Here is a 23,321-nt window from a genome sequence, read left to right as displayed (position 1 = left end):
TCCTTATGTCTCTGACCCAATTCACCTCCATCACCGGCACCTGCGTTCCCGTCCCGGGACCGGACATGGACACGGACCGCATCATCCCTGCCCGCTTCCTCAAATGCATCACGTTTGACGAACTGGCGGGAGTCATGTTCTGGGACGAACGCTTCGACGAAAACGGGCAATCCAAATCCCACCCGGTGGACGATCCCCGCTTCAAAGGGGCTTCCATCATTCTGGGCGGCTCCAACTTCGGCTGCGGTTCTTCCCGCGAACACGCCCCGCAAACTATCAGGCGTTCCGGCATCAAAGCCGTCATCGCGGAGTCTTTCGCGGAAATCTTCTTCGGCAACAGCACCGGCATCGGTTTGCCCTGCGTGTGCGCGTCTGCCGCCGATATTGCCGCTCTGGCACGGCACATTTCCGATCACCCGGAAACGGAAGTGACGATTGACCTCCTGGACATGACAGTTTCCTGGAAGGAAGGCTCCTTCCCCATCCGGATGCCGGCGGAAGCCCGCGAAGCCCTGACCCGGGGCCGATGGGATTCCATTGCGGAACTGCTTGTCAACATGGACGCCGTAGAAAAGAAAAACGAAGAACTGCCCCGGGTCTCAGCCTCCTGCTGATTCAGCATTCACCTTTTTCCTCCCCTTCTCCCCCCTTCCCCATATGATTTTCAGAATTACAGACTACGTCCACTACGGCACGCTGGACAACCGCGAACGCGGAACCGTCCATCTTACGCTGCAGCTCATGGGGATGCCTCATCCGGTAAACATCACCCTGCAGGGGGACTGCCTCCAGGATCTGGCCGGTTGCGTGATTGACTTCAGGAATCCTTCTCCCCAAATGCTTCCTGCGGAACTTACCCAGATCCCGGAACATATCCTGGGGGTGGTGGGAGATATGACGGCCAGCCGGCGCATGCCTGTCAAAGGCAGGAAAACCATGGAAAACGCCCTGTACCTGGAATGGTTCACCAGCCACCACGATATGGTGCTGCTGGAAAGTACGGCCTTCTCCATCAAAGTCTCCCTTCCCGAATGGATAATGGATTCCTGCGAAGAACAGGCCCAGATCATGGCGAACCAGCAGATGCTGCGGACTCAGGTAAAGGAATGGTCCAGGGCCTATTCCAACCACCAGGAGGACGGCAACCTGCCCGACCACCACTGGGACAAACGCCTGCGGGAAGCGGAAGCCATCGCCATCGCCTACCAGGAGGTATTCCAAAAATACAGGCTGAACCCCAGCGGCGACATCCGTGTGGCTTTTGTCATGGGCTGGGACGAAGTGCTGGACAACATCGCCCAGTCGGAAGAAACGGGGACGCCCTGCTCCTGCAAAAGCACCGGCATGCTCAGCCTGTTTGACATTCTCAACGAACAGGAAGCCCAGGAAGTGCAGTCCTGCATGTTCCACCCCCTTTTCCAGCAGGTGATGGAGCTGACGGACCTGTGCCAGCACCGGTTCAGCCGGGAAATCAACAAAGCCCAGAGAAACAGGACAGGGCCGCCGGAACCCCTGAACCAGATTTTTTACTGCATCCGCTACATCACCCCGCGCATTCTTTCCTGCCTCCTCCAGGAGAAGGAGGACGCTGCGGACTACTGCACCATGGCCGCCCGCATGGCCCTGTGCGTGGAACAAACGCGCCAGACGGTAGCTGCGCTGGACAACTGCGGCTGCCAGGTGGACGGCGAAGTGGCGGAACGTTTTTCATCCCTGCTGGAGGAAGTCAATTCCTTCCAGGAAAGCCTGGCAACCCAAAGCCGCAAAAGCAACCTGTAACAACAATACCTTCCCTGGCAACACAATCTTCATCTTTGCGTATGATACATTCCCATACCTGTTTTCAAGGGCTGTGCGCAGTCCTGGCCGCCGCCGCTCTTTCCCACGCGGATGAGCCGGCCGTCTCCATTTCGGACTTCGGGGTGGACAAGGTCATGTCCGGCCCCGTCGTTTCCATCAATGACCAGTACAAGGGCGTCGTGAAAATTGAAGTGGATTCTCTGACGCCCGATTATGCCACCCCATGGAACGCCGGCCGGTACCAGAGCAGTTTCGGCACCGGTTTCCTGATCGGGGAAAACGCCTTCATGACAAATGCCCACGTCGTCAGCAACGCGGAACGCATTTACATCTCCATGTACGGAGATTCCCGCAAAATCCCCGCCAGGGTCAAATTCATCGCTCATGACGCGGACCTGGCCCTGCTGGAAGCGGCCCCCCCTCACTCCTTCAAAGGCATCAAACCCTTTGAATTCAGTAAAAGCCTGCCTCATCTGGAAGACGAGGTAAGGGTGATCGGCTACCCTATCGGCGGCAACAGGCTTTCCGTCACGCGCGGCGTGGTCTCCCGCATTGATTTCACCGCGTACGCCCACCCCCGCAACGCGGAACACCTGACCATCCAGGTGGACGCCGCCATTAACCCGGGCAACAGCGGCGGTCCCGTCCTGATGGGGAACAAAGTCATCGGCGTGGCATTCCAGGGCCTGAACAACGCCAATAACACGGGGTACGTGATTCCAACCCCCGTCATCCGCCACTTTCTGGAAGACATCAAGGACGGCGTCTATGACGGCTATGTGGACATGGGCATTCAGGCTGCGCCCATCCTGAACCCGGCCATGCGCAAGGCGTTCGGCCTGCCGGACGACGAAAAGGGCGTTCTCATCGGCAAAGTGCTCAAGGGGTCTTCCGCCGACGGCGTGCTCCGCAACGGGGATCTGCTGATGAAAGTGGACGGCTATGATGTGGACAGTTCCGCCATGATTGAACTGGACGGCCAGAAAATCAGCATGAAGGAACTCATTGAGCGCTGTTTTAAAGACGACCGGCTTCCGCTGGACATCATTCGCGACGGCAAGCCCATGAAGGTGGAAATGGTGATAAAACCATCCCCCTCCAGAGACCTTCTGATGGCGGAATACGATAAAATGCCCCGTTACGTCGTCTTTGGCGGCCTGGTGTTCCAGCCCATCCAGCGCAACGTGCTCGCGGCGGCGGCCATCTCCATGCTGGACGTCGCGCTGGATATTCGGAACTACCAGGAAGACGGCGGCTGCGTGGACCATGAAGACATGGTCATCATCACCAAGGTGCTGGATGACGAAGTAAACGCGCGCCTGTCCGGCGCCGTCTCCAACTCCATTGTGGAAAAAATCAACGGCGTGAAAGTTAAGGGCCTCACCCACGCCTATGAACTCCTTTACCCGGAGAACATGCCGGAATACGTCGTCATCGAACTGAAAAACGGAGAACGCCCCCTCGTCTTTGAAGGCAAGGCCATGGAGGCGGCCAACAAGCGCATCGCCAAAACCTACAACATTCCGAAAAACGCCCGACTGGACAGCGCCATTCCCGGCCGCCAGCCTGACCGCAACACCACTCCCGCCCGTTAACCGCCATGAAAATTCTTTCTGCTTTCTTCCTCGGTTCCCTGATCCTGCTTGGCGGCTGCCAGCCGCGCGAAGCCGGCCGGACTGCTCCCGCACCCCAGCCTGAACAACAGGCGGAAACGCCCGAACCGGCCCCGCTTCCCTCCCCCACCGGCTCCATGGTCGGCATCAACGCCACTAACCAGGGCTATGCCATGATCCAGCCGTGGAGCAAGGAAAACCCGGCATACAGCCAGGGTTTCGGTATTTATCTGGGAGACGGCAATATCCTGACGGCCGCCAACATCGTTTATTCCGCCAGTTTTGTGGAAATAACTTCCGCGGACGGCGCCCGGACGGTTCCCGTGACCGTAACCGCCTTTGACCCGGAAGCCAATCTTGCCCTTCTGCGTCTGAAAAACGGGAAAGATGCCTCCTTCCTGGACAAGCTGGTCCCCGTTACGCTGGGAGAGGCTCCCCGCCTGGGCGACAAGGTGACTTTCTGGCAATTCAATGACGACGGTCTTCCCATCACCACCTCCGGGACCCTTCTGGCGACGGAAAGCGCCTGCCCGTTCACGAATGGGGAACCCTTCGTCCTGTATAACGTCAAATCCTCCGTCACTCCCCTGAAAGGCGGCGCGGGGAACCCCGTCATGAGGGGCAATGAACTTGTGGGCCTCAGCGCCAGCTGCGATCCTCCCGCCCAGAAAGTGCTGGCCGTCACCCATACCATGATTTCCCGGTTCCTGGAGCAGGCCCGGGCCGGCAGCTACATCGGTTTCCCGGCGGACGGCACGCAGGTCACGGAACTGACCGACCCCGTCTTCCGCAAATTCCTGGGCCTGCCTGAAACTGGCGGCGGCTTTTACGTGGCGAAACTTCCTGTTTACGGCTCTTTCTACAAAGCCGGAGTGCGTCCCGGAGACGTGGTGGAAAGCGTGAACGGCATTCCCCTGGACAGTAAAGGATTAATCAAGGATCCCGCGCTGGGCCCCGTTTCCGCCAACTTCCTGTTCCGTGACTCCGCCAAACCGGGGGACACCATTACGCTGGGCATCCGCCGCAAGGGAAAGGACGGCTCCAGCCAGCCCATGACGCTGGATGTCAAACTGGACAGGAGCGCCCTTGAAGGCGACCTGGTCAATCCGGCCCCCTTCATCTCCAATCCGCCCTACCGCATTTACGGGGGGCTGGTATTTGTCCCGCTGACGGGAGCCATGATGGGAGAAATCAACAAGCTCAGCAAGAACCACCCCCCCCTCAACCTGGTGGAAGCCACTCAAAAGAAAGAGGAGATACGGAAAAAAGGCGTGGATGAAATCGTGGTCTTCCTGATGGCCCTGCCCACGCAGGCTACACTGGGATACGCCCAGATGAGCCCTTCCATTGTGGAAAAAGTCAACGGCGTGCAGGTGAAAAGCTTCAAGCACCTCAACCAGCTTCTGGACCTACCCGCCCCCGGCGGCACGCACCGCATCGAAGTGACCCAGCAGCCGTACACCATGTACATGTCCCAGAAAGAAGCTGCCAAAGCGGATCGCTTCATTCAGATGAGGGCCGTTCCCGTGCTCCGCAGGGACTAGGAATCCTCAAGCCATGTTCACTTGTGCCGACCGCCTGAAATGTCCCTTCACACGCTGAATATCCGGCTTGATTTTCCCTACAGGACAGGCTTTACCCATGGAGCCTTCCGCCCGGAAAACGAGACGCTGGCCAGCCTGATGGAACAGAGGCCCGGAAGCCGCGTCCTCGTTCTCCTGGAAAAAGGGCTGGAACAGTTTTATCCGCAGCTTCCGGCGGACATTGACCGCTATTTTGAAAAAAACGCCGGGGTACTGGCCTATGCCGGCTGCCGTTCCGTTCCGGGCGGGGAGGAAGCCAAAACAGGTTTTTCCGCATGGGAAACGGCCCTGCGCCACATTGTGGAAGCAGGTATTGACCGCCATTCCTACATCATCGCCGTGGGCGGCGGAGCGTTTCTGGACGTAGCAGGCTTCGCCGCCGCCACCGCCCATCGCGGCATCCGGCTGTTGCGCATCCCCACCACCACCCTCTCCCAGGCGGACTCCGGAGTGGGTGTTAAAAACGGCATCAATTTCATGGGCCGGAAAAACTATCTGGGCACCTTCGCCGTCGCGTGGGCCACGCTTGACGACTTCCTGTTCCTCCATTCCCAGCCCCTCTCCCTGAAAAGAGCCGGACTGGCGGAAGTAGTGAAAGTGGCCGTGGTGAAAGACGCCTCTTTCTTCAACTGGCTGGAAGCGAACGCCTCCGCGCTGGCCGGATGCGAACGGGATGCTCTGGAATATGCCGTGGAGCATTCCGCTTTGCTGCACGCCTCGCACATTGCATGCGGAGGGGACGCCTTTGAACTGGGTTCCAGCCGTCCCCTGGACTTCGGGCACTGGGCCGCCCATTACATGGAAACCATGTCCGGCTACACACTGGGGCACGCGGAGGCCGTTTCCGTGGGCATGTGCCTGGATATTCTTTATTCCGTCAGGAAAGGATGGCTGCCTGCCGCAGAGGCGGAAAGAATCGTCTCCGTGCTGAAAACCCTGGAACTGCCCGTATTCCACCCCCTGCTCTCCCGCAGGACGGAAGACGGCGCCTGCGAAGTGCTGAAAGGTCTGGAAGCTTTCCGCGAACATCTCGGCGGCCACCTGACGGTATTGATGCTCACCGGAATAGGCCGGGGAAAGGACGTCCATGAGATAGACGCCGCTCTGATAGAGGAATGCATCCGGGAAATGCAGGAGGCTGCCGGAGATTCCGTTCAGGAATAGCAGCCCTTTCCTCGCAGCCTCCCCGTCAGGAAACAAACAGGAAGATATCTGCGTATTACAGAGAAATACCGGCTGGACGGCAATATGGAAAAATCAACAACGTTTTTCCTTCCTGCGATCTCCATATAACCGTTTCTTTTAAACCTGTGCGGATAACTCCACGGGAAACGGGCTTTTCCGTATTCGTCCAGACTGACGCCGTGCCGCCCCGTTTACAGACGCGGCACGGCGGCGAGAAGCGCCTTCGTGTATTCGTGGGCAGGGGAAGAAAACACTTTGTCCGCCTCCCCGTATTCCACAATGCGGCCTCGGCGCATCACGGCAATGCGGTCCGCGATGTAATGAACCACGGACAAATCATGGGAAATGAATATCATGGTCAGGTTCAAGTCGCGGGCCAGGGCAATAAGAAGGTTCAGAATCTGGGACTGGATGGAAACGTCCAGCGCGGAAACGGGTTCATCCGCAATCACCAGCCTGGGTTCCGGAGCCAACGCGCGCGCAATGGCGACGCGCTGGCGCTGGCCGCCGGAAAATTCATGGGGATATTTGCGCATCAGGGAGGGGCTCAGCCCTACCTTTTCCATCAGTTCCGCCACATCATCCCTCGTCTGGGCAAAAGTCCTTTTGCGGCGGCGGCACTGCAACGCCTCCTTTAATGTCGCATATACCGTAAAGCGGGGATTCAGGGAAGCGTAAGGGTCCTGAAAAACCATCTGGAAATCCGGACGACGCTTCCTGACTTCGGATGCGGAAAGAGCCGTCAATTCCTCCCCTTCCAGAAAGATGCGGCCCTCCGTGGGTTGCTGGAGCAGCATCACCGTGCGGGACAGCGTGGATTTGCCGCAACCGGACTCACCCACCAGCCCCAGGATTTCCCCCTTTTCCACGGACAAAGACACCCCGTCCACCGCCACAACGGAGGCGGATTTGCGGGATGAGAGCAGCCCCTGCACCGCAGGGAAGACAACGCTCACATGATCCAGTTCCAGAAAAGCCATGCCGCCACCCTAACAAGCCTTCCGGTGCAAGACAAGACCCCAACCGCGCCAGTTCCTCCCATATCGGGACATCCATGCGCACCTCCCATGCCATTCCCCCCCACAGAAAAGCACCGGAGACCGCCTGTCAGGATGGAGGCCGTCATCAACAGCAGGACTGGATCTTTTCTCTCCCGCACATTCTGATGATCCATATCCGGGCTTCCGGGTTCTCTCTGAATCAGGTTCATGAATAAATCCCCTTCATGGAGCCGTATCAAGCAAAAGAACCGTTCCCCGCAAAGGGAACGGTTCCAGAGATATTCTGACTCAGAGCTTACGCGCCGAGCTGGTAGCGGACGAAGGAGACGACGGAGATATCGTCGCCGAGTTCCTTGCCGGTCTGATTGAGAAGGGCCTCCACCGTCATCTTTCCGGCAGGGTCTTTCACAAATACCTGGTTCAGCAGGCAGGACTGGGCGTACAGAGCCTTCAGCTTGCCGGGAAGAATCTTTTCCAGCAGGTGTTCGGGCTTGCCTTCCTGAATGAGCTGCTGCTTGGCGATTTCCTGTTCCTCGGCCACGAAGGCGGGATCCAGGCTATCGGAGCTGACGCTCTTGGGAGCGGCGGCGGCGATGTGCAGGGTCAAATCCTTGGCAAGGGCCTTGAACGCATCAGACTTGACGGTTTCTTCCTTGCCGGCCTTGATGGACAGCAGAACGCCCACTTTGCCGCCCATGTGGATGTAAGAGACCACGGCGCCAATGCCGTCCGCCGTCAGGCGGGCGAATTTGCGCAGAGCCATGTTTTCGCCAATGGAGCTGCACATGGCCTTGATGTATTCTTCCGTGGTGCCTTCCGTCATGGGGACCTGGAGGGCTTCCTCCAGCGTGGAGGCCTTGGAATCCATGAGAGCCTTGGCAACGTCATTCACCAGCCCCTGGAACTTGTCTCCCTTGGCGCAGAAGTCCGTTTCACAGTTGAGTTCAAGAATGATGCCGGAGCAGCCGCAGGGAGCCACAGCGGCGCGGATCACGCCTTCCTTGGCGTCACGGTCGGCCTTGGCCGCAGCCTTGGCAATTCCCTTCTCACGAAGATACTTGACGGCGGCGTCCATGTCGCCGTTGCATTCGTTGAGGGCTTTCTTGCAATCCATCATGCCGGCGTCCGTTTTGTCACGGAGGGCCTTGACGAGAGCTGCAGTAATTTCTGCCATAGTGTTTCTGTTCTTTCTAAATGGTTGGTTTAGGCTTCGGCGGAAGCGCCCTTGCCTTCGTTGATGGCCTTGACGATGCAGTCAAGAATCAGGCGGATGGAACGGACGGCGTCGTCGTTGCCGGGAATCGGGAAGTCGATTTCCTTCGGGTCGGCGTTGGTGTCAACCAGAACGCAGACGGGAATGTTCAGGCGGTGGGCTTCGCGGATGGCGATGTCTTCATGGTCGGCGCCGATGGCCACCATGGCGTCCGGAGCGCCGCCCATGTTGCGAATGCCCTGAAGGTTGCGTTCCAGCTTCTGGCGTTCGCGGTCCAGAGCGGCCAGTTCCTTCTTGGACATGCTCTTGAATTCCGGGCTCTTTTCAATCCCTTCCAGATAGGCAAGGCGTTCGATGCTCTTGCGGATCGTGCTCATGTTGGTGAGCATGCCGCCCAGCCAGCGGTGGTTGACATAGTACTGACCAGTGGCTTCCGCGGCTTCGCGGACGGCTTCCTGAGCCTGGCGCTTGCAGCCGACGAAGAGGATTTTCTTATTGCGGCGGGCCAGATCAGCCAGGAAGGAGCAAGCCTTGTCCAGGCATTTTTCCGTTTCTTCAAGGTTGATGATATGGATACCGGCCTTGTCCTTGAGAAGGTACTTTTTCATGCTGGGGTGCCATTTGCGGGTCTGGTGGCCCAAATGAACACCGGCTTCAACCATCTGGTTAATCAGATCATTAATCATATATGTATGTAGGTGGCTTTCCTTGCGGCAGGAAAAGCAGTTTTTGGGGACTTCGACGCTTGTTACCCCTCCGATCCCCGTTGTTTAGTTGCGCCGAATCACGCGAGGGACGGGCAATATACTTCCCGCCCTTCCTCTTGTCAAAGCATAAATCATTGATTTACGAAACTATTCCGCCGTTCGCGGAACCCTGTCGAGCGCAGGCCCATGGAGAGGGTTGCCGTTTCCGCGGAATACTTATCGTACCGGCCGGTCAAAACCGTTCCCGGCAGGCTCTCCCCTGCCCGCTTTCCGGTATTCCCGTTCCGCCTGCAAATAAAACACACCGAACGGAGGCAGGATTTTTAACGTTTTTCCATGTCGTGCGGCCAGTTCAGGAGCGGGCATGTCCTCCCGCACATGCTTTCCTTTTCCAATCAGGAACGGCAGCACTACCACCTTTCGCCCCTTTAATTCAGGCAATACTTTTTCTACAGAAGGAGGTGCGCCAAAGTATGCAAGAGCCATGTCCGTTCCTTCCGGAAGCAGGAATTTCAACTGCCGGAGGAATTGCGCCGGCTCCGGGGCCGCCTCCCTTCCCGTTACCCCGTGGGCCACCACCAGCAGGGAAGCGTCCCCCTCCAATTCCTGTTGCAAGGCGGCGGCGACCCCAAAACCAATGCCGCCGCGACCCGCTCCCCATACGGGTTTAAAAACAAGTTCCGGATGCTGTCCGTTCCCGGCATACAGCGCGCGAAGCAATTCCGGCAATGTCTCCGTCACCGTCACGCCGCTCTGCATGAAGACAGGGTAAACCCAGACCACACCATCGCCCGGAGGCAAATCCTCCGCCGCCAGGCCGCGGAAAGACGCCTGCCAGACGCAGTCGCCCGGGTATTGAAACTGCTCCGCCACATGCCGCCGCAATTCAGCCCCTGCTTCATCATAGGAAATAAAGAGTTTGTAAATCTTCCTGGGCATTTCGGTAAGACCACTGCGGGGGAACGGCGTTCGGAACATCCTGTCATTTATTCATGCGGAAGGGATGCATGATTGCCGTTTGTAACAGAAAGTCCGGATGGCGGCAACTCCATACGTTTTTTCCAATCCATGCGCCCCTCCCTTTACACGCGCCTATCCAAAAAATATTTACCATATTTATAACAAACTCATTATATCGAACATCAAAAGATACTCCCGGAAAAATAAATCTCCGTCTCCGAATCTCCGCGCGGAGGCAGGATAGCGGCTTGACCGAAAGGCCTGAAACCGTCATGATGCAAGGACATACAGGTTTTGTTTTATGTCGTTTTATATTCAATCCGTTGAAATCGGCGGCCCGCGGCCGTTCTATCTTCTGGGCCCCTGCTCTCTGGAATGCGAATCTTTTGTATGGGAGATGGCCCGGTCCATCAAGGCTATTGCGGAAAACCTGGATGTGCCGCTGATTTTCAAAGCTTCCTACGACAAGGCGAACCGCACTTCCGTCACCTCTTTCCGCGGTCCCGGCGTGCGGGAAGGCTGCCGCATCCTGTCGGAAATCGGCAGGGAGCTGAAACTGCCCGTCGTCACGGATGTGCATACGGCCCAGGAAGCGGAAATCGCCGCCGAATACGTGGACCTGCTCCAGGTCCCCGCTTTTCTGTGCCGCCAGACGGACCTTCTGGAAGCCTGCGCCAAGAGCGGCCGGCCCGTGAATATCAAGAAAGGGCAGTTCCTGGCTCCGTGGGATACCGTGAACATCGGGGAGAAAATGCGCGCCTTCGGCTGTGACGAGTTCATGATGTGCGAACGCGGCACCACGTTTGGTTATAACAATCTGGTGGTGGACATGCGCTCCCTGTACTGGATGAAACAGGCAGGCTTTCCCGTCGTATTCGACGCCACTCATGCCGTTCAGAAACCCGGAGGGCTGGGAGGAACCACGGGAGGAGACAGCGAGCTGGCCCCCGTGCTGGCGTCCGCCGCCATGGCGACGGGCAGCATTGACGGCGTATTCATGGAGGTGCACAAGGACCCGTCCAAAGCGCTTTCCGACGGCCCCAACCAAATTCCTCTCTACCTGCTTGAAGGGGTGCTGAAACGCCTTCAGTCCATCCGCCAGGCGGTTCAGTCATGATGAAATTACTGTCCACATGCCTTTTGACGGCCGCCCTGTACGGCATGGCGACGCAAGCGGACACCAGCCTGCCCGCGGCTACGCCTTTTGCCGGCGTAGATAAAAAATTGCCTATGCTGGAGCTTCTGCCCGTAGGCCAGAGGCTTCCCAAAGTCAGCCTGTCACGGTATGAAGGGCCGCGCCTTTCCATGTTGCTGACGGCTTCAAGCGTGACCGTGGCCGCCCCGCAGGAAATCGCCGCGAATATCCTGAACGTGTACCTGTACGGGAAAAATAATCAGACTTCCCATCTTTTCACGAAGGCCGCCTCTTATTTTCTGGATAAAAAACTGGCCGTCTCCCATACGGAAACCACCCTCAGGGAAGAGAACCTTTCAGCCAGAGGAACCGGCCTTTACCTGGACACCAATATCAAGAGGGGCATCATTCCGGGTCCCGTTCAAACCACCATCCGCATGGCTCAACGCAACAAGTAACCATTCCTTTTTATGAAGAAAATTTCCTCCCTGCTGCTGGCCCTGGCCGGAAGCCTTGCCTGCAGCGGCGCCGACGGCGTTCCCTCCCACATCGTCCAGCCCCTGCCCAGGGAACTGGATCCCCGCCTGGAACAACCTCTCACCCCGCCCTCCCATATCGTACGCCCCCTGACGGCGGAAGAAACAGCCCGGAGGGAACGGGAACTGGCCCCCGTTCCGACTGCCGGCTTGAAAGAAGACGGGGAAAAGGCGATTGAAACATACAACGCGCAGGCAACAGCCGTGGACGGGCAAATCCAGGAATTCCGCCGGCAGCACCAGGCCGACGGAAATGCCTCCGCCCCGGCGGCGGAAACACCTTCCTCTCCCGCAGCATCCGGCCCGGAGGAAGGCTTCCTGCAGGCCAATTCCCCAAAAGACCTGTATACCATAGATTGTGACGGAGACTTGTACTTCGATATGGAAGAAGGCGTTCTGGTGTTCATGAAAAATGTCCGGGTGCGCAACCCCGGCCTTTCCCTGGACTGTGCGGATCATCTGAAAATTTACGCGGAATTCGTGCCGAAAAAACCGGGCGATAAAAAACCCTCCGACATTAAAAAGGAAAAGGGGAAAGAGGGAGACCAGGCTCAGGTGGCTCTCCCCAACGGAGGCAATTTCGACTACAATTCCATTAAAACGGTCGCGGCTTCCGGCAACGTGAAAGCCAGTTACACCAACAAACAGGGAGAAACAAGCAACGCCCAGGCGGAAAAAATCACCTACAACGCCAAAACCGGAGAAATCATCCTGACGGGCGCCCCGGTCATCGTCACTCCGGACGTCATCGTGAAAAATCCGAACAAGGATGCTTTCATTCGAGTGTACTCCAACGGAAACATGTACGGCAGCCGCGGAACCAAGACGACGTTCCGCCACGTGGACAAAAAGCTTTCCGACCGGGAAAACCAGAAAACCAGCCGCAAACCGTGAGTTCGTTCCACTCTTCTCCTCTGCTAAGCGCCGAAGGCATTTGCAAAACCTACAAGACGCGGACCGTCGTGGATCAGGTCAGCCTGAAGGTGGGCCACGGCGAAATTGTGGGCCTGCTGGGACCGAACGGCGCCGGGAAAACCACTTCCTTTTACATGGTGGCGGGTCTCGTGCGCCCGGACGAAGGCCGCGTGATTTTTGCGGATGAGGACATTACGGAACTGCCGATGAACCTGCGCGCCAGGCGCGGCATGGGTTACCTGCCGCAGGAAGAATCCATTTTCCGCAAGCTTTCCGTGGAGGATAATCTTCTGGCGATTCTCCAGACCCGCAAAGACATGACTTCCCGCCAGCAAAAGGACCGCGCAGTGGAGCTGATGGACCGCTTCGGCATCACCAAGCTGCGCCGCTCCATGGCCATTCAGCTTTCCGGCGGGGAAAAGAGAAGGCTTACCATCGCCCGCGCCCTGGCCACCAGCCCCAAACTGCTGATGCTGGACGAACCGTTCAGCGGCGTGGATCCCATTGCCGTTTCAGACATTCAGAAAATCGTCATGGAACTGCGTGACACGGACGGCCTTTCCATCCTGATTACGGACCACAATGTGCGGGAAACCCTCCACATCGTGGACCGCGCCTACATTCTGTTTGAAGGGAAGGTGATCAAGCACGGCACTTCCGAGGAAATCGCCAATGACCCCATCGCCCGCAAGCAGTATCTGGGCGACCAGTTCCGCATGTAACTCCATTTTCCGTTTTTCCCATGTCCTCTCCGCAGAATACGATCGCCCTGGTCTTCGACTACGACCAGACCCTGAGCCCCTTTTACATGCAGGATCAGGCCATTTTCCCGGAATTCGGCATTTCTCCGCAGGAATTCTGGGCCAAGTGCAACGCCACCGGAGAAAGAGAAGGCTGGGACGGGGAACTGATTTACATGAAAAGCCTGCTGGACGCCCTTTCCCTGGACCGCGTCAGCAACGCCCGGCTCACCCAGCTTGGAGAACGCCTCACCTTTTACCCCGGCCTGCCGGACTTTTTTGACGCTTTTCCGTCCATGACCCTTTCCTCCCTTCATACGGATCTGGGCATCAGCATTGAATACTATATCATCTCCTCCGGTCTGAAAGCCCTGATTGACGGCTCCGCCCTGCGTCCTTATTTCAAGGCCGTATTCGGATGCGAATTCAGCGAGGAGAACGGCTACATCAATTTTCCCAAGAGAGTCATTTCCCACACTACGAAAACCCAGTACCTTTTCCGCATCAACAAGGGAATGCTGGATTACAACCAGGACGTAAACGACCACATGCCGGAAGACATGCGCCCCATTCCTTTCGCCAACATGATTTACATCGGCGACGGCCCTACGGACGTCCCCTGCTTCACCGTCATGCGCCGGAACGGCGGCCACGCCGTAGCCGTATATAATCCGGAGGATGAAACCGGACGCAGTTTCCGCAAATGCTATAACCTGGCCTCCAATTCCGACCGCGTGAACTTCATCGCTCCGGCGGACTACACGCCCGGCAGCCATCTCACCCGCCTGCTGGCCGGCATGGTCACGGATATCGCCAACGGCATTGTGCGCCGCCGGGACCGGGCTCTGGCGGATTCCTGTACTGCGGCGCCTTCCTTTTCCAAATAAAAACCCGCTCTATTCCTCTCCCCGTCATGAACAGCCATTTCCACTTTCTCGGCATCTGCGGAACCGCCATGGGCGCAGTAGCCGCCGCCATGGCCCGCCGCGGCTTTACCGTCACCGGTTCCGACGCCAACGTCTATCCCCCCATGTCCACTTTTCTGGAGGAGGAAGGCATCACTCTCTTTGAAGGCTACAAGGCTTCCAACATCCCGCCGGATGCGGACGTCATCGTCATCGGCAACGCCATGAGCCGCGGCAATGAGGAAGTGGAAGCCGTGCTCCAGCGGCGCCTGCGCTATCTTTCCCTGCCGGAGACGATGAAGGAATACTTCCTGCGCGGCAAGCGCAACTATGTGGTAACAGGCACCCACGGAAAAACCACCACCACATCCATGCTGGCGTGGCTGATGGAGGATTCCGGACTGAACCCCAGCTTCATGATCGGCGGCATTGCCCGCAATCTTGGCCGCGGCGGCCGTTTTACGGATTCCGATTTTTCCGTGCTGGAGGGGGACGAGTACGACACGGCGTTTTTCGACAAACGCTCCAAATTCCTGCACTACCTCCCGGAACTGGTGGTCATCAACAACATTGAATTCGACCACGCGGACATTTACCATTCCCTGGAGGAAATCAAGCTGAGCTTCCGCCGGCTGACCCAGATCATCCCCCGCAACGGCCTGGCTCTGGTCAACGCGGACGATCCCAACTGCCTGGACGTGGTTAAAGGAGCCCCGTGCCCCGTCAAGACGGTGGGCTTTTCCGACTCTTCCAACATCCGCATCCTGGATGTGGAGACCTCCACGGACGGCAGCCATTTCACGCTGGAAGGAACCAGGTACTATGTACCGATGATTGGGGAGTTCAACATCCGCAACGCCGCCATGGCGATTGCCGCCGCACAATTCGCGGGGCTGAACGTCAGGCAGCTGGCGGATTCCATGAGCCGCTTTGAAGGCGTAGCCCGCCGCCAGGAAGTCAAGGGCGTGGTCAACGGCATTTCCGTAGTGGACGACTTCGCCCACCATCCGACGGCCATCAAACAGGCCATCCTGGGCCTGCGCCAGCGCTATCCGGAATCACGCATCTGGGCCATTTTCGAACCGCGCTCCAACACCACGCGCAGAAATATTTTCCAGAATGAACTGGCGTTATCCCTCGCTACGGCGGATTTCCCCGTGGTAGCCGCCGTGGATCATCCGGACAAGGTGGCCCTGGAGGAACGCCTAGATCTCACTAAACTTTCCAGCGACCTTTCCGCTCTGGGCAAGGACGCTCTAATCGGCGGGCATGCCCAGGAAATCGTCTCTGCCGTCTGCAAGAAAGCCCAGCCGGGAGACGTTATTCTGGTCATGAGCAACGGCGGTTTTGAAGGCATTCACGCCAAATTGCTGGAAGCGCTGAACGCCTGACCCTTCTTCATACATCCACTTCCAATGAAAAACGCATCTACCATCACCGCTTTCATCATCAGTTTCCTGGTCGTAGGCAGCCTGGCCCTGGTCTTCCTGTTCCTTGGCAACAAGGAAGAGGAACCCGCCGCCGCAGAACCGGCAGCGCAAACGGAAGCGCCGGCGCGCCAGACGATAACGCCCCAGCCCACTGTCGAGCCGCTCAGCAAGGAAGATATCATCCGGCAGACGGCTACGCCGCCCTCCCTGATCAATCTCAACTCCCCCCAGGCACTGGCGCAGGCGATTGCCAAAGTCATTCAGGACCGGGATGAAGACACCCTGAAATCTCTGGAAATCCAGCAAGCCGTGACGGAGAACCAGAGCCGCCTCATCCGGGAGCTCATGGCAGCCCGCCATGTACGCCTTTCCTCCCCCGGCATCACCAGCATCGGCGCGAACAACCAGGGAGCCAATCCCACAGCCAGATACACGCTCAATTTCAGCAGCGGCGCGCGCGGCTATCTGGATATGAAGCGCAATGACAAGCAACAGTGGGCGCTGGATACCCTCACTTTGCCCAGCAAGCAGGCTCTGGCCAAGGACAAGGCCGCCCCCATGGCGATGAACGACCCCATGGGCGTCGTCAGCTCCTTCATGGATGCCGTCGCCAAGGCGGATTTCCGCGGGGCGCGGAAGTTCGTGGACGGGGCTAAGGTGCAGGATGCCACGGTAGCCGGGCTGTGCATTCTGTTTGAGGAAGGAGCTTTCCGCCTCCGGGAAGACGCTCCCATCAAAACAGCCTACGAAGCGCCCACCAACGCGGGGTTCTTCGTTCATCTTCAGGACGCCCAGGGCAGGAAGGCCGGCAATGTGGGTCTGACCGTGGCTAAAACGGACGGACAATGGCTGGTTGCGGAAGCTTCTCTGGACAGCATGCTGGAAGCCTATACGAAACGGCAGGGAGCCGGGGACGACATCTTCATCCCCATTGTAAAAAATCCCCAGGGCGGCGATTCCCTGGCCCTGTTCTTCGGCTTCAATGAAGATACCCTTTCCAAACGTTCCGAACGCCAGCTTCAAATCGTAGCGGAAGCGATCAAGATGGACGGCGGCAAAAAGCTGGAAATCAGCGGCCACACGGATGACGTGGGGAGCGAACGCTACAACCAGGGACTCTCCGAACGCCGCGCGGCCGCCGTGAAAGCCCAGCTCGTCCAGTTCGGCGTTCCTGCGGAAAGAATCGTCACCAGGGGATTCGGCAAATCACAGCCGCGCCGGACCTATTCCCCCACGGCAGATGAAGGAACAAGGGATGAAGTCCGCAAGGAAAACCGCCGTGCGGAAATGTACCTGGACTTTTAAAAAAGTAATCAAAAAGCGGAGAAGGGAGGAAGCCCCTTCCACCTTTTCTATTAACTGTTTCCCGTCAATTATCAACTAACCCTCATGGCCCGCCGATACGTCATCAGGCAGGATGCCGAGCCGGTCGCCCCCGTCTCCGGGATCGACTACCGTACGGCCCTCAACGAGGAACAGTACGCCGCCGTTTCTTCAGAACCGGGGCCGGCTCTTGTCATCGCAGGAGCCGGATCGGGAAAAACGCGCACGCTGACCTATCGCGTGGCCTGGCTTCTGGATCACGGTACGGACCCATGGAACATTCTGCTGCTCACCTTCACCAACAAGGCGGCGCGGGAAATGACGGAACGGGTGCGTTCCCTGATTCCCCTGGACTTGTCCCGCCTGTGGAGCGGCACGTTCCATTCCATTGCCAACCGCATCCTGCGCCAGCACGCGGAATACCTGGGATATACCCCGGCTTTCACGATCATGGACTCCGACGACCGCAAGTCCATGATCAAAAGCGTGGTGAAGTCCCTCAAGCTGGATGAAAAATCCGCCCGCTTCCCCAAGCCGGAAGTCCTTTCCTCCCTGTTCAGTCTGGCAGACAATGAGGGAGCCAACATCCGGGAAACGCTGGAAAACGCCTATCCCTACCTTTCCAGCCATCTGGACGCCATCCTGGAGGTGCATGGCCAATACGTGGCCCGCAAGCAGGAAACCAACAGCATGGATTTTGACGACCTGCTTCTCAACGTCGTAAGGCTCTTTCAGGAACAGGAGCACCTGCGCGCCCTGTACGGCTCCCGCTTCCGGCATATCCTGGTGGATGAGTACCAGGACACCAATTACCTCCAGAGCCGCCTCATCGACATGCTGGCCCGGGAACACGGCCAGCTGATGGTGGTGGGGGACGATGCCCAGAGCATCTACTCCTGGCGCGGCGCGGACATGGAAAACATTCTCAGCTTTACTACCCGCTATCCGGCGGCAAAGACTTTCAAGATAGAAACCAATTACCGCAGCGTGCCGGAGATCCTGGAGCTTTCCAACGCGGCTATCGCCGCCAACGAAGTTCAAATTGAAAAGCAGCTCCGCTCCGTGCGCCCCACCGGGGAAATGCCTCCCGCCCTCGTCCCGCTCAATGACGACCGGATGCAGGCCAAATTTGTCGTCCAGCGCATCAGGGACCTTATTGAAGAAGGCACGGACCCCAGTGAAATAGCCGTGCTTTACCGCGCCCACTTCCACAGCATGGAATTGCAAATGGAACTGACCCGTGGAGAAATACCTTTCCGCATCACCAGCGGCATCAGGTTTTTCGAACAGGCCCATATTAAAGACGTGGTGGCATTCATGCGTTTTGTGGTCAATCCCAGGGACGAATTTTCCTTCCGCCGCATGGCGATGCTGCTGCCCGGCATCGGCCCCGGCATGGCCCAGAAACTCTGGATGCGCTGGACCGCCTGCCCGGAAAGCCGGCAGGAAACCCCTCCGGAATCCTTTTCCGCCCTGATGCTGGATTTTCCGGTCCCCGCCAAATCCAGAACGGCTTGGACGCAGCTCTGCTACACCCTGGATGAACTGGCCCCCGCCGGAAAACTGGCCGGGCCTGCCTCCATGCTCCTTTCCATCAATGAGGCCGTGTATGACGAGTACATGCAGGCCGCTTTCGACAATTACGACCAGCGCAAACAGGACCTTCTGCATCTGGCCGGATTTTCCGAACGCTTTGAATCCACGGAGGATTTTCTCTCCCAGCTTTCCCTTCTGGGCAACACGGATGATGAAAGCGCCGCAGCGGACCTCTCCGGAGGCTCCGTCACCCTGTCCACCATCCACCAGGCCAAGGGACTGGAATGGTCTGTCGTTTTTCTGATCGGCCTGTGCGACGGCATGTTTCCGCACCAGCGGGTAATTGACGACGGGGACCTGTCCGGGCTGGAAGAGGAACGCCGCCTCTTTTACGTAGGAATTACCCGCGCCAAGGATCAGCTTTACCTGACCTACCCCCGTTGGAACTGCCGCGCCCAGGGAGGAACCTTCATGCAAATGCCCTCCCGCTTTCTGGATGAATTTCCAGCCGGCCTGGTGGAGGAATGGGAGGTAGAATAATCCTGCTCTCTTCTCCCTGGCCATATCCGAAAACGCCGGACTCTCCGTCTTCTTCCGGCCGGGAACACGCGGCGCGAAGCCTCCGAAAAGTTCTCCTTCCACCCACTTGAATTCTTACGCCTACCCCTCATCCGGGGATGTTTCCTCCTTTCCCGGAAAAAGGAATTCCCCGGTGGCCCCGCCATATTCCGAACACCCTGACGCCGCGGCTCTTACCGCCATACCCGGCAAAGCCCATAGGGGAAGGTCCCTTCCGGCTGGAATTCCCCGCCCGCATATTCGGGCCGCTTCAAAAAACAGCCTGGCCAGATTTTTATTCGCAGGGCTTCACAAGCCGCTCCTCTTCATCCGGGAGATGCCCCGGCCTCCATCCTCCCCGGATTTTCTAATTAATTATATAATCTATTAGAAACAACGTATTTACCTGTCCGGCCAGCGTTGAATACGTCTCTTCCTATGGAACCGTTACCTCAGCTCCTCCTGAGCCGGCGGGAAAACGTTGCGACCGGACCATGTTAACATATTATAACAATTTCATTATCAATGGAAACAGATTAATCTTTCCAGCAAAAATGAATTGACCTGAATGTTCTTGAAATTCCTTTCCGGCCCAAGACCGCAGAATCCTGTCATGATTGAACCCTTTGAATAATAATCATAAGCAATTCATAACGAGCCATTTTAATTATTATTCTCATTAAAATTTCTCATGTCATCCCGGTGAACAGCCTGAAATGGGAATCATCTAAAACCTCGGGCGCCGTGATTGTCACGAACGCATAACCACCTAATCATTAAACAAATAAAAAAAGCATGAAATTAAGACTCCCACATATGCTGCTGGCAGCTGTCATCGCCTGCCTTGGCAGTTTTTCCATTACTACGGCAGCCGACTATACAGTCAACAGCGCCGATGAATTCGTTACTGCCTGGAACCAGGCTGCCGCTTCCAATGAAGCTTCAACCATCACGATTACGGTACCTTCCGGCTCCGACAACATCACGCTGACCCAGGAGCAACGAGCCCAGTTGAACGCCATCTCCGGAACGGGGAATGTTACCGTCCAAATGGCGGACGCCAGCAACAAACTGGTTAATTTCAATTACGATCTGGTTAACAACCAGGTCAGCTTCAACGACATCACCTTGAGCGAACCTCTGGGAAGCGACAATGACATTGTGGTGACGAATGCTTCAGCTACCACCACTATTGACGGCAGGAATATTGCCATCGAAGGTACGAATGACGCCGCCAATCCCAGGACGGTGGGAGCAACCGTCACCTCCACGAACGGACAGGTAGGCATCGGCGACAATGTTTCCATGGAAAAAGCCGTTACCGTCACTGGCCAGGCAGTTCAAACCGTAGACCCGGCAACGCCGCCGGCGGGACAAGCCTATACCAGGACGACGTACAATACTTACAATAATTCCAATGAGCGGGCCGTGGTCCTGGGCAACAACGTCACGATGCAGGATGCCGTAACGGCGACAGGCCAGATCGTAAGCGATCCGGCGTCCAAAGTTGCCCTGAACGGAGATGTGACTTCCACGGCGGGCATTGGCGCCGTAACTACGGAACAGTTTGACGCATCCGGCGCTCAGACCGGCAAAACCGTCATCGACTCCATGGATGACAGCGTTTCCGGAGGCATCATCCTTGGAGAAACCGCAGCCGGCGCCGTCACCCTTAAAACCGAGGGCGGCAATATTTCCCTGGGAGACAATTCCGTCCTGGACGGCACTGCTGTTTCCGCGGAATCCATCGACCTCAACAAAACCGTTTACAGCAATGACGACGGCAGCTGGAACACCGTCGCAAGCACGGAAAAGCTGGGCTCCATCGAAGGCAGCGTCACACTTGGCGAAAACACGACCGTCAAGGGAAATTCCACCCTGGCGGCGGATGACAATATCGCCATTGGCAACAACAGCGTCATCACCGGCAATACCGCTGCTGACGGCGTGATTTCCGCAGGCGGCCAGATCTCCATCGGGGACGGCGTCCAGGTCCTGGACAACACCGCCTCCACCGCCGGCAAAGCCGCCATCAACCTGGCGGACGGGCAGACCCTGTACATCGGCTCCGGCGCAATTCTCTCCGGCAATACGTCCAACGGAGTTTCCGGTTCCGTGCAGGCGGGCCAGAACACCCAGATCAACGTTTATACGGACGCCACCGCCTACACGTTCATCAATGACGGCATCTCCACCGCGGCCCCCGCTCCCACGGCTGACGCCGCCCCGCTGGCTGCCGACCAGACCGTGATGACGAAGACCGGAGCGGGCACTCTCGTTTACGGCGGAGCTGAAGCCGCCGATACGTTCGGAGGAACCTACCAGCAGCTTGAAGGCAACCTGATCATCGGCCATGCCGCCTTCGGCGCCGCTGACTCCGCCACCGGAAAAGCCGGTCCCCTCCAGTCCATGGACGGCGCCGTGATGGGAACGGACGATACGGTTTACGACATTCGGACGGGACAGGTGACCCTGGCGAAGAATTCCACCATGAAGGGAGCTTCCGCCACCTTCGGAGGCGACTCCACCCTGTTGCTGAGCGACGGTTCCGTACTGGACTTAGGCACTCCCGCCACGTTCCAGGATAATTCCCGCGTAGGCATCCAGGTGTCCGACGCCAGCGGCAACCCCGTTCCGCTCGCCCAGCTCCACAAGGGCACGGAAAGCGTGACGGCCACGCTGAACGGCACGGACATTTCCGGCCGTCTGCTGAACAACGTATTCCTGAGCACCACCATGGCTCCGGGAACGGCGGAAGGCACCACCATCATCACCCAGGACATGAAGGGCATTGACGGCCCCATGTCCGGCTACAACGGCAACGTTTACACCGTAGCGGCCGCCCTGGAAAACAACCGTCTGAACGTGGCCGCCGGTTCTCCCGCCTCCCAGTTCTACGAAAACCTGTTCCGGGCCGCGAGCGCGGATGAAGCTGCCCGCATCATCCAGTCCGTCAGCGGTGAACACGTGGTGAACTTCACCTGGGCGGCCAGCCGCACCGTGCGGAACTTCGCCGACCTGGGACGCATTCAATCCGCCGCCTCCATGGCGCGCCAGACGGAAGACACCGTTGAAGTAGTGGACGCCAAAGGTTCTCCCATCGCCCGCAAGACAATCGCCAGGGGCAACGGCAATATCTGGGTAGGCGGCATGGGCATCTGGGATGACCAGGACGCCCGCGACGGAGTTTCCGGTTATAAGTACAATGCCGGCGGTTATGCCGTAGGCATTGACTACAAGGCTGCGCAGGGTTCCCTGATCGGCATCGCCGCCGGCCAGAGCTTCGGCGACTTCAAGGACAAAACGGGCATCGGCGCCGACTATGACGTGGACTCCTTCCTGGCCATGATCTACGGACGCATGCATCCCTTCAAGGACAGCAAGTTCACGCTGGACGGCTACGGCGCTTACGGCCGCTCCCGTTTCAAGGGCGATTCTTACATGATGGGTTCCGCCGCCAACGGCAGAGCGGATGCGGACACCTTCAGCGGCGCCCTTTACGGCACCTGGACGGAACGTTTCGCGCTCGGAAAAGCCTTTGTCACGCCCTACACGGGTATTGAATTCATGACGTCCGAACTCAAGGGTTTCTCTGAAAGCGGGCCTTACGGACGCACCTTCGGCCACGCCCGGGCCCAGAACTGGACCATTCCCGTCGGCATTACGATCGCCCGCTCCTACCAGACGGACGGAGGCACCACCATCACCCCGGCCCTGACAGTAGCAGTATCCCAGGATGTGAGCCGCATGAATCCCAAATCCAATGTCTCCGGACCTCTTGGGACCTGGAATGCCCGCGGCGTCAACGTTGGCCGCACCGCATTCCGCCTGAACGCCGGCGTTGACATGATCTTCTCCAACAAGTGGGGAGCCCGCGTCTGCTACCAGTTCGAGACCCGCAACCAGCTGACCGCCCACGGCATCAACGGCGCCATCAGCTATACGTTCTAAGTAGGCAGAGCGCTTCAGCGCATGTTTTTACTTGGTTATGGTAGGCCCTTTCCCGCCCCGCGCGGGAAAGGGTTTTCCGTATATTTCCGCATCCGTTCTTTGAAATAACATTTCCTGACAAACAGGAAATTCCTTTGCGGATTCTCAATCCGGCATCTTTTTATTCAGGAGCAAATATTTAACAATAAAAATATTATGATTAGCTCCACTCTCATATTCCTCTTCTCATT

Annotated in this window: 18 protein-coding genes; 14 read left to right on the top strand and 4 right to left on the bottom strand. The window is 57.7% G+C overall.

Translation table 11 applies throughout. From position 1 onward, the window contains the following. Nucleotides 1-5 precede the first annotated feature (5 nt). From CI070_RS11715 to CI070_RS11695, 5 genes are read left to right on the top strand one after another with little or no spacing between them, the layout of a single operon-like run. The gene (locus CI070_RS11715) at nt 6-614 is read left to right on the top strand and encodes a 3-isopropylmalate dehydratase small subunit (protein WP_094136788.1); all 609 of its coding nucleotides are present in this window, start codon (nt 6-8) and stop codon (nt 612-614) included. A gap of 43 nt (nt 615-657) precedes the next feature. Then, complete coding sequence (locus CI070_RS11710) at nt 658-1,779, top strand: hypothetical protein (RefSeq protein WP_094136787.1); 1,122 nt, start codon at nt 658-660, stop codon at nt 1,777-1,779. A 41-nt stretch (nt 1,780-1,820) separates the two neighbouring features. Then, nucleotides 1,821-3,395 carry a S1C family serine protease gene (locus tag CI070_RS11705; RefSeq protein WP_094136786.1) on the top strand — a complete coding sequence of 525 codons (1,575 nt, stop codon included), beginning with the start codon at nt 1,821-1,823 and terminating at the stop codon, nt 3,393-3,395. Between the two features lie 5 nt (nt 3,396-3,400). Beyond that, nucleotides 3,401-4,957 carry a PDZ domain-containing protein gene (locus CI070_RS11700; protein WP_094136785.1) on the top strand — a complete coding sequence of 519 codons (1,557 nt, stop codon included), beginning with the start codon at nt 3,401-3,403 and terminating at the stop codon, nt 4,955-4,957. A gap of 39 nt (nt 4,958-4,996) precedes the next feature. Continuing rightward, nucleotides 4,997-6,160: a 3-dehydroquinate synthase gene (locus tag CI070_RS11695; protein WP_094136784.1), complete on the top strand. Its 1,164-nt coding sequence runs from the start codon at nt 4,997-4,999 to the stop codon at nt 6,158-6,160. A 212-nt stretch (nt 6,161-6,372) separates the two neighbouring features. Here CI070_RS11695 and CI070_RS11690 read toward each other — a convergent pair whose 3' ends face one another. From CI070_RS11690 to CI070_RS11675, 4 genes are all read right to left on the bottom strand, one after another. Continuing rightward, complete coding sequence (locus CI070_RS11690; RefSeq protein WP_094136783.1) at nt 6,373-7,161, bottom strand: ATP-binding cassette domain-containing protein; 789 nt, start codon at nt 7,159-7,161, stop codon at nt 6,373-6,375. Between the two features lie 316 nt (nt 7,162-7,477). Beyond that, nucleotides 7,478-8,356 carry a translation elongation factor Ts gene (gene tsf / locus CI070_RS11685; RefSeq protein ID WP_094136782.1) on the bottom strand — a complete coding sequence of 293 codons (879 nt, stop codon included), beginning with the start codon at nt 8,354-8,356 and terminating at the stop codon, nt 7,478-7,480. A 29-nt stretch (nt 8,357-8,385) separates the two neighbouring features. Continuing rightward, complete coding sequence (gene rpsB / locus CI070_RS11680) at nt 8,386-9,081, bottom strand: 30S ribosomal protein S2 (protein WP_094136781.1); 696 nt, start codon at nt 9,079-9,081, stop codon at nt 8,386-8,388. Between the two features lie 237 nt (nt 9,082-9,318). Next, nucleotides 9,319-10,041, bottom strand: coding sequence for a CbiX/SirB N-terminal domain-containing protein (locus CI070_RS11675; protein ID WP_143245669.1), 723 nt, complete (start codon nt 10,039-10,041; stop codon nt 9,319-9,321). 322 nt (nt 10,042-10,363) lie between these two features. On the opposite strand from CI070_RS11675, the gene kdsA reads away from it, so the two are divergent. The 9 genes from kdsA to CI070_RS11625 all read left to right on the top strand — a co-directional run bounded on the left by kdsA (nt 10,364) and on the right by CI070_RS11625 (nt 23,091). Next, on the top strand, nt 10,364-11,179 hold the full coding sequence (kdsA, locus tag CI070_RS11670; RefSeq protein ID WP_094136779.1) for a 3-deoxy-8-phosphooctulonate synthase: 816 nt from the start codon (nt 10,364-10,366) through the stop codon (nt 11,177-11,179). Then, nucleotides 11,176-11,655 carry a hypothetical protein gene (locus tag CI070_RS11665; protein ID WP_094136778.1) on the top strand — a complete coding sequence of 160 codons (480 nt, stop codon included), beginning with the start codon at nt 11,176-11,178 and terminating at the stop codon, nt 11,653-11,655. Before kdsA ends, CI070_RS11665 begins: the two co-directional genes overlap by 4 nt. A 12-nt stretch (nt 11,656-11,667) precedes the next feature. After that, the gene (locus CI070_RS11660) at nt 11,668-12,627 is read left to right on the top strand and encodes an LptA/OstA family protein (RefSeq protein ID WP_094136777.1); all 960 of its coding nucleotides are present in this window, start codon (nt 11,668-11,670) and stop codon (nt 12,625-12,627) included. Next, complete coding sequence (lptB, locus tag CI070_RS11655) at nt 12,624-13,370, top strand: LPS export ABC transporter ATP-binding protein (RefSeq protein ID WP_012419731.1); 747 nt, start codon at nt 12,624-12,626, stop codon at nt 13,368-13,370. Before CI070_RS11660 ends, lptB begins: the two co-directional genes overlap by 4 nt. 20 nt (nt 13,371-13,390) lie before the next feature. Beyond that, nucleotides 13,391-14,275 (top strand): haloacid dehalogenase-like hydrolase, encoded by an 885-nt coding sequence (locus tag CI070_RS11650; protein WP_094136776.1) that lies wholly within the window; start codon nt 13,391-13,393, stop codon nt 14,273-14,275. 26 nt (nt 14,276-14,301) lie between these two features. Continuing rightward, nucleotides 14,302-15,684, top strand: a complete 1,383-nt coding sequence (mpl, locus tag CI070_RS11645; protein ID WP_094136775.1) for a UDP-N-acetylmuramate:L-alanyl-gamma-D-glutamyl-meso-diaminopimelate ligase — start codon at nt 14,302-14,304, stop codon at nt 15,682-15,684. Between the two features lie 24 nt (nt 15,685-15,708). After that, nucleotides 15,709-17,028, top strand: a complete 1,320-nt coding sequence (locus CI070_RS14000) for an OmpA family protein (protein WP_218823931.1) — start codon at nt 15,709-15,711, stop codon at nt 17,026-17,028. Nucleotides 17,029-17,112: 84 nt separating this feature from the next. Beyond that, on the top strand, nt 17,113-19,122 hold the full coding sequence (locus CI070_RS11635) for an ATP-dependent helicase (RefSeq protein WP_094136774.1): 2,010 nt from the start codon (nt 17,113-17,115) through the stop codon (nt 19,120-19,122). Nucleotides 19,123-19,956: 834 nt separating this feature from the next. Then, nucleotides 19,957-23,091 (top strand): autotransporter family protein, encoded by a 3,135-nt coding sequence (locus CI070_RS11625; RefSeq protein WP_179218451.1) that lies wholly within the window; start codon nt 19,957-19,959, stop codon nt 23,089-23,091. The last annotated feature ends 230 nt before the right edge of the window (nt 23,092-23,321 follow it).

The organism is Akkermansia muciniphila (assembly GCF_900184965.1).
Lineage (GTDB): Bacteria > Verrucomicrobiota > Verrucomicrobiia > Verrucomicrobiales > Akkermansiaceae > Akkermansia > Akkermansia muciniphila_A.
The sequence above is the reverse complement of the archived record's forward strand: the minus strand, read 5'-3'. Positions and strand labels throughout refer to the sequence as shown.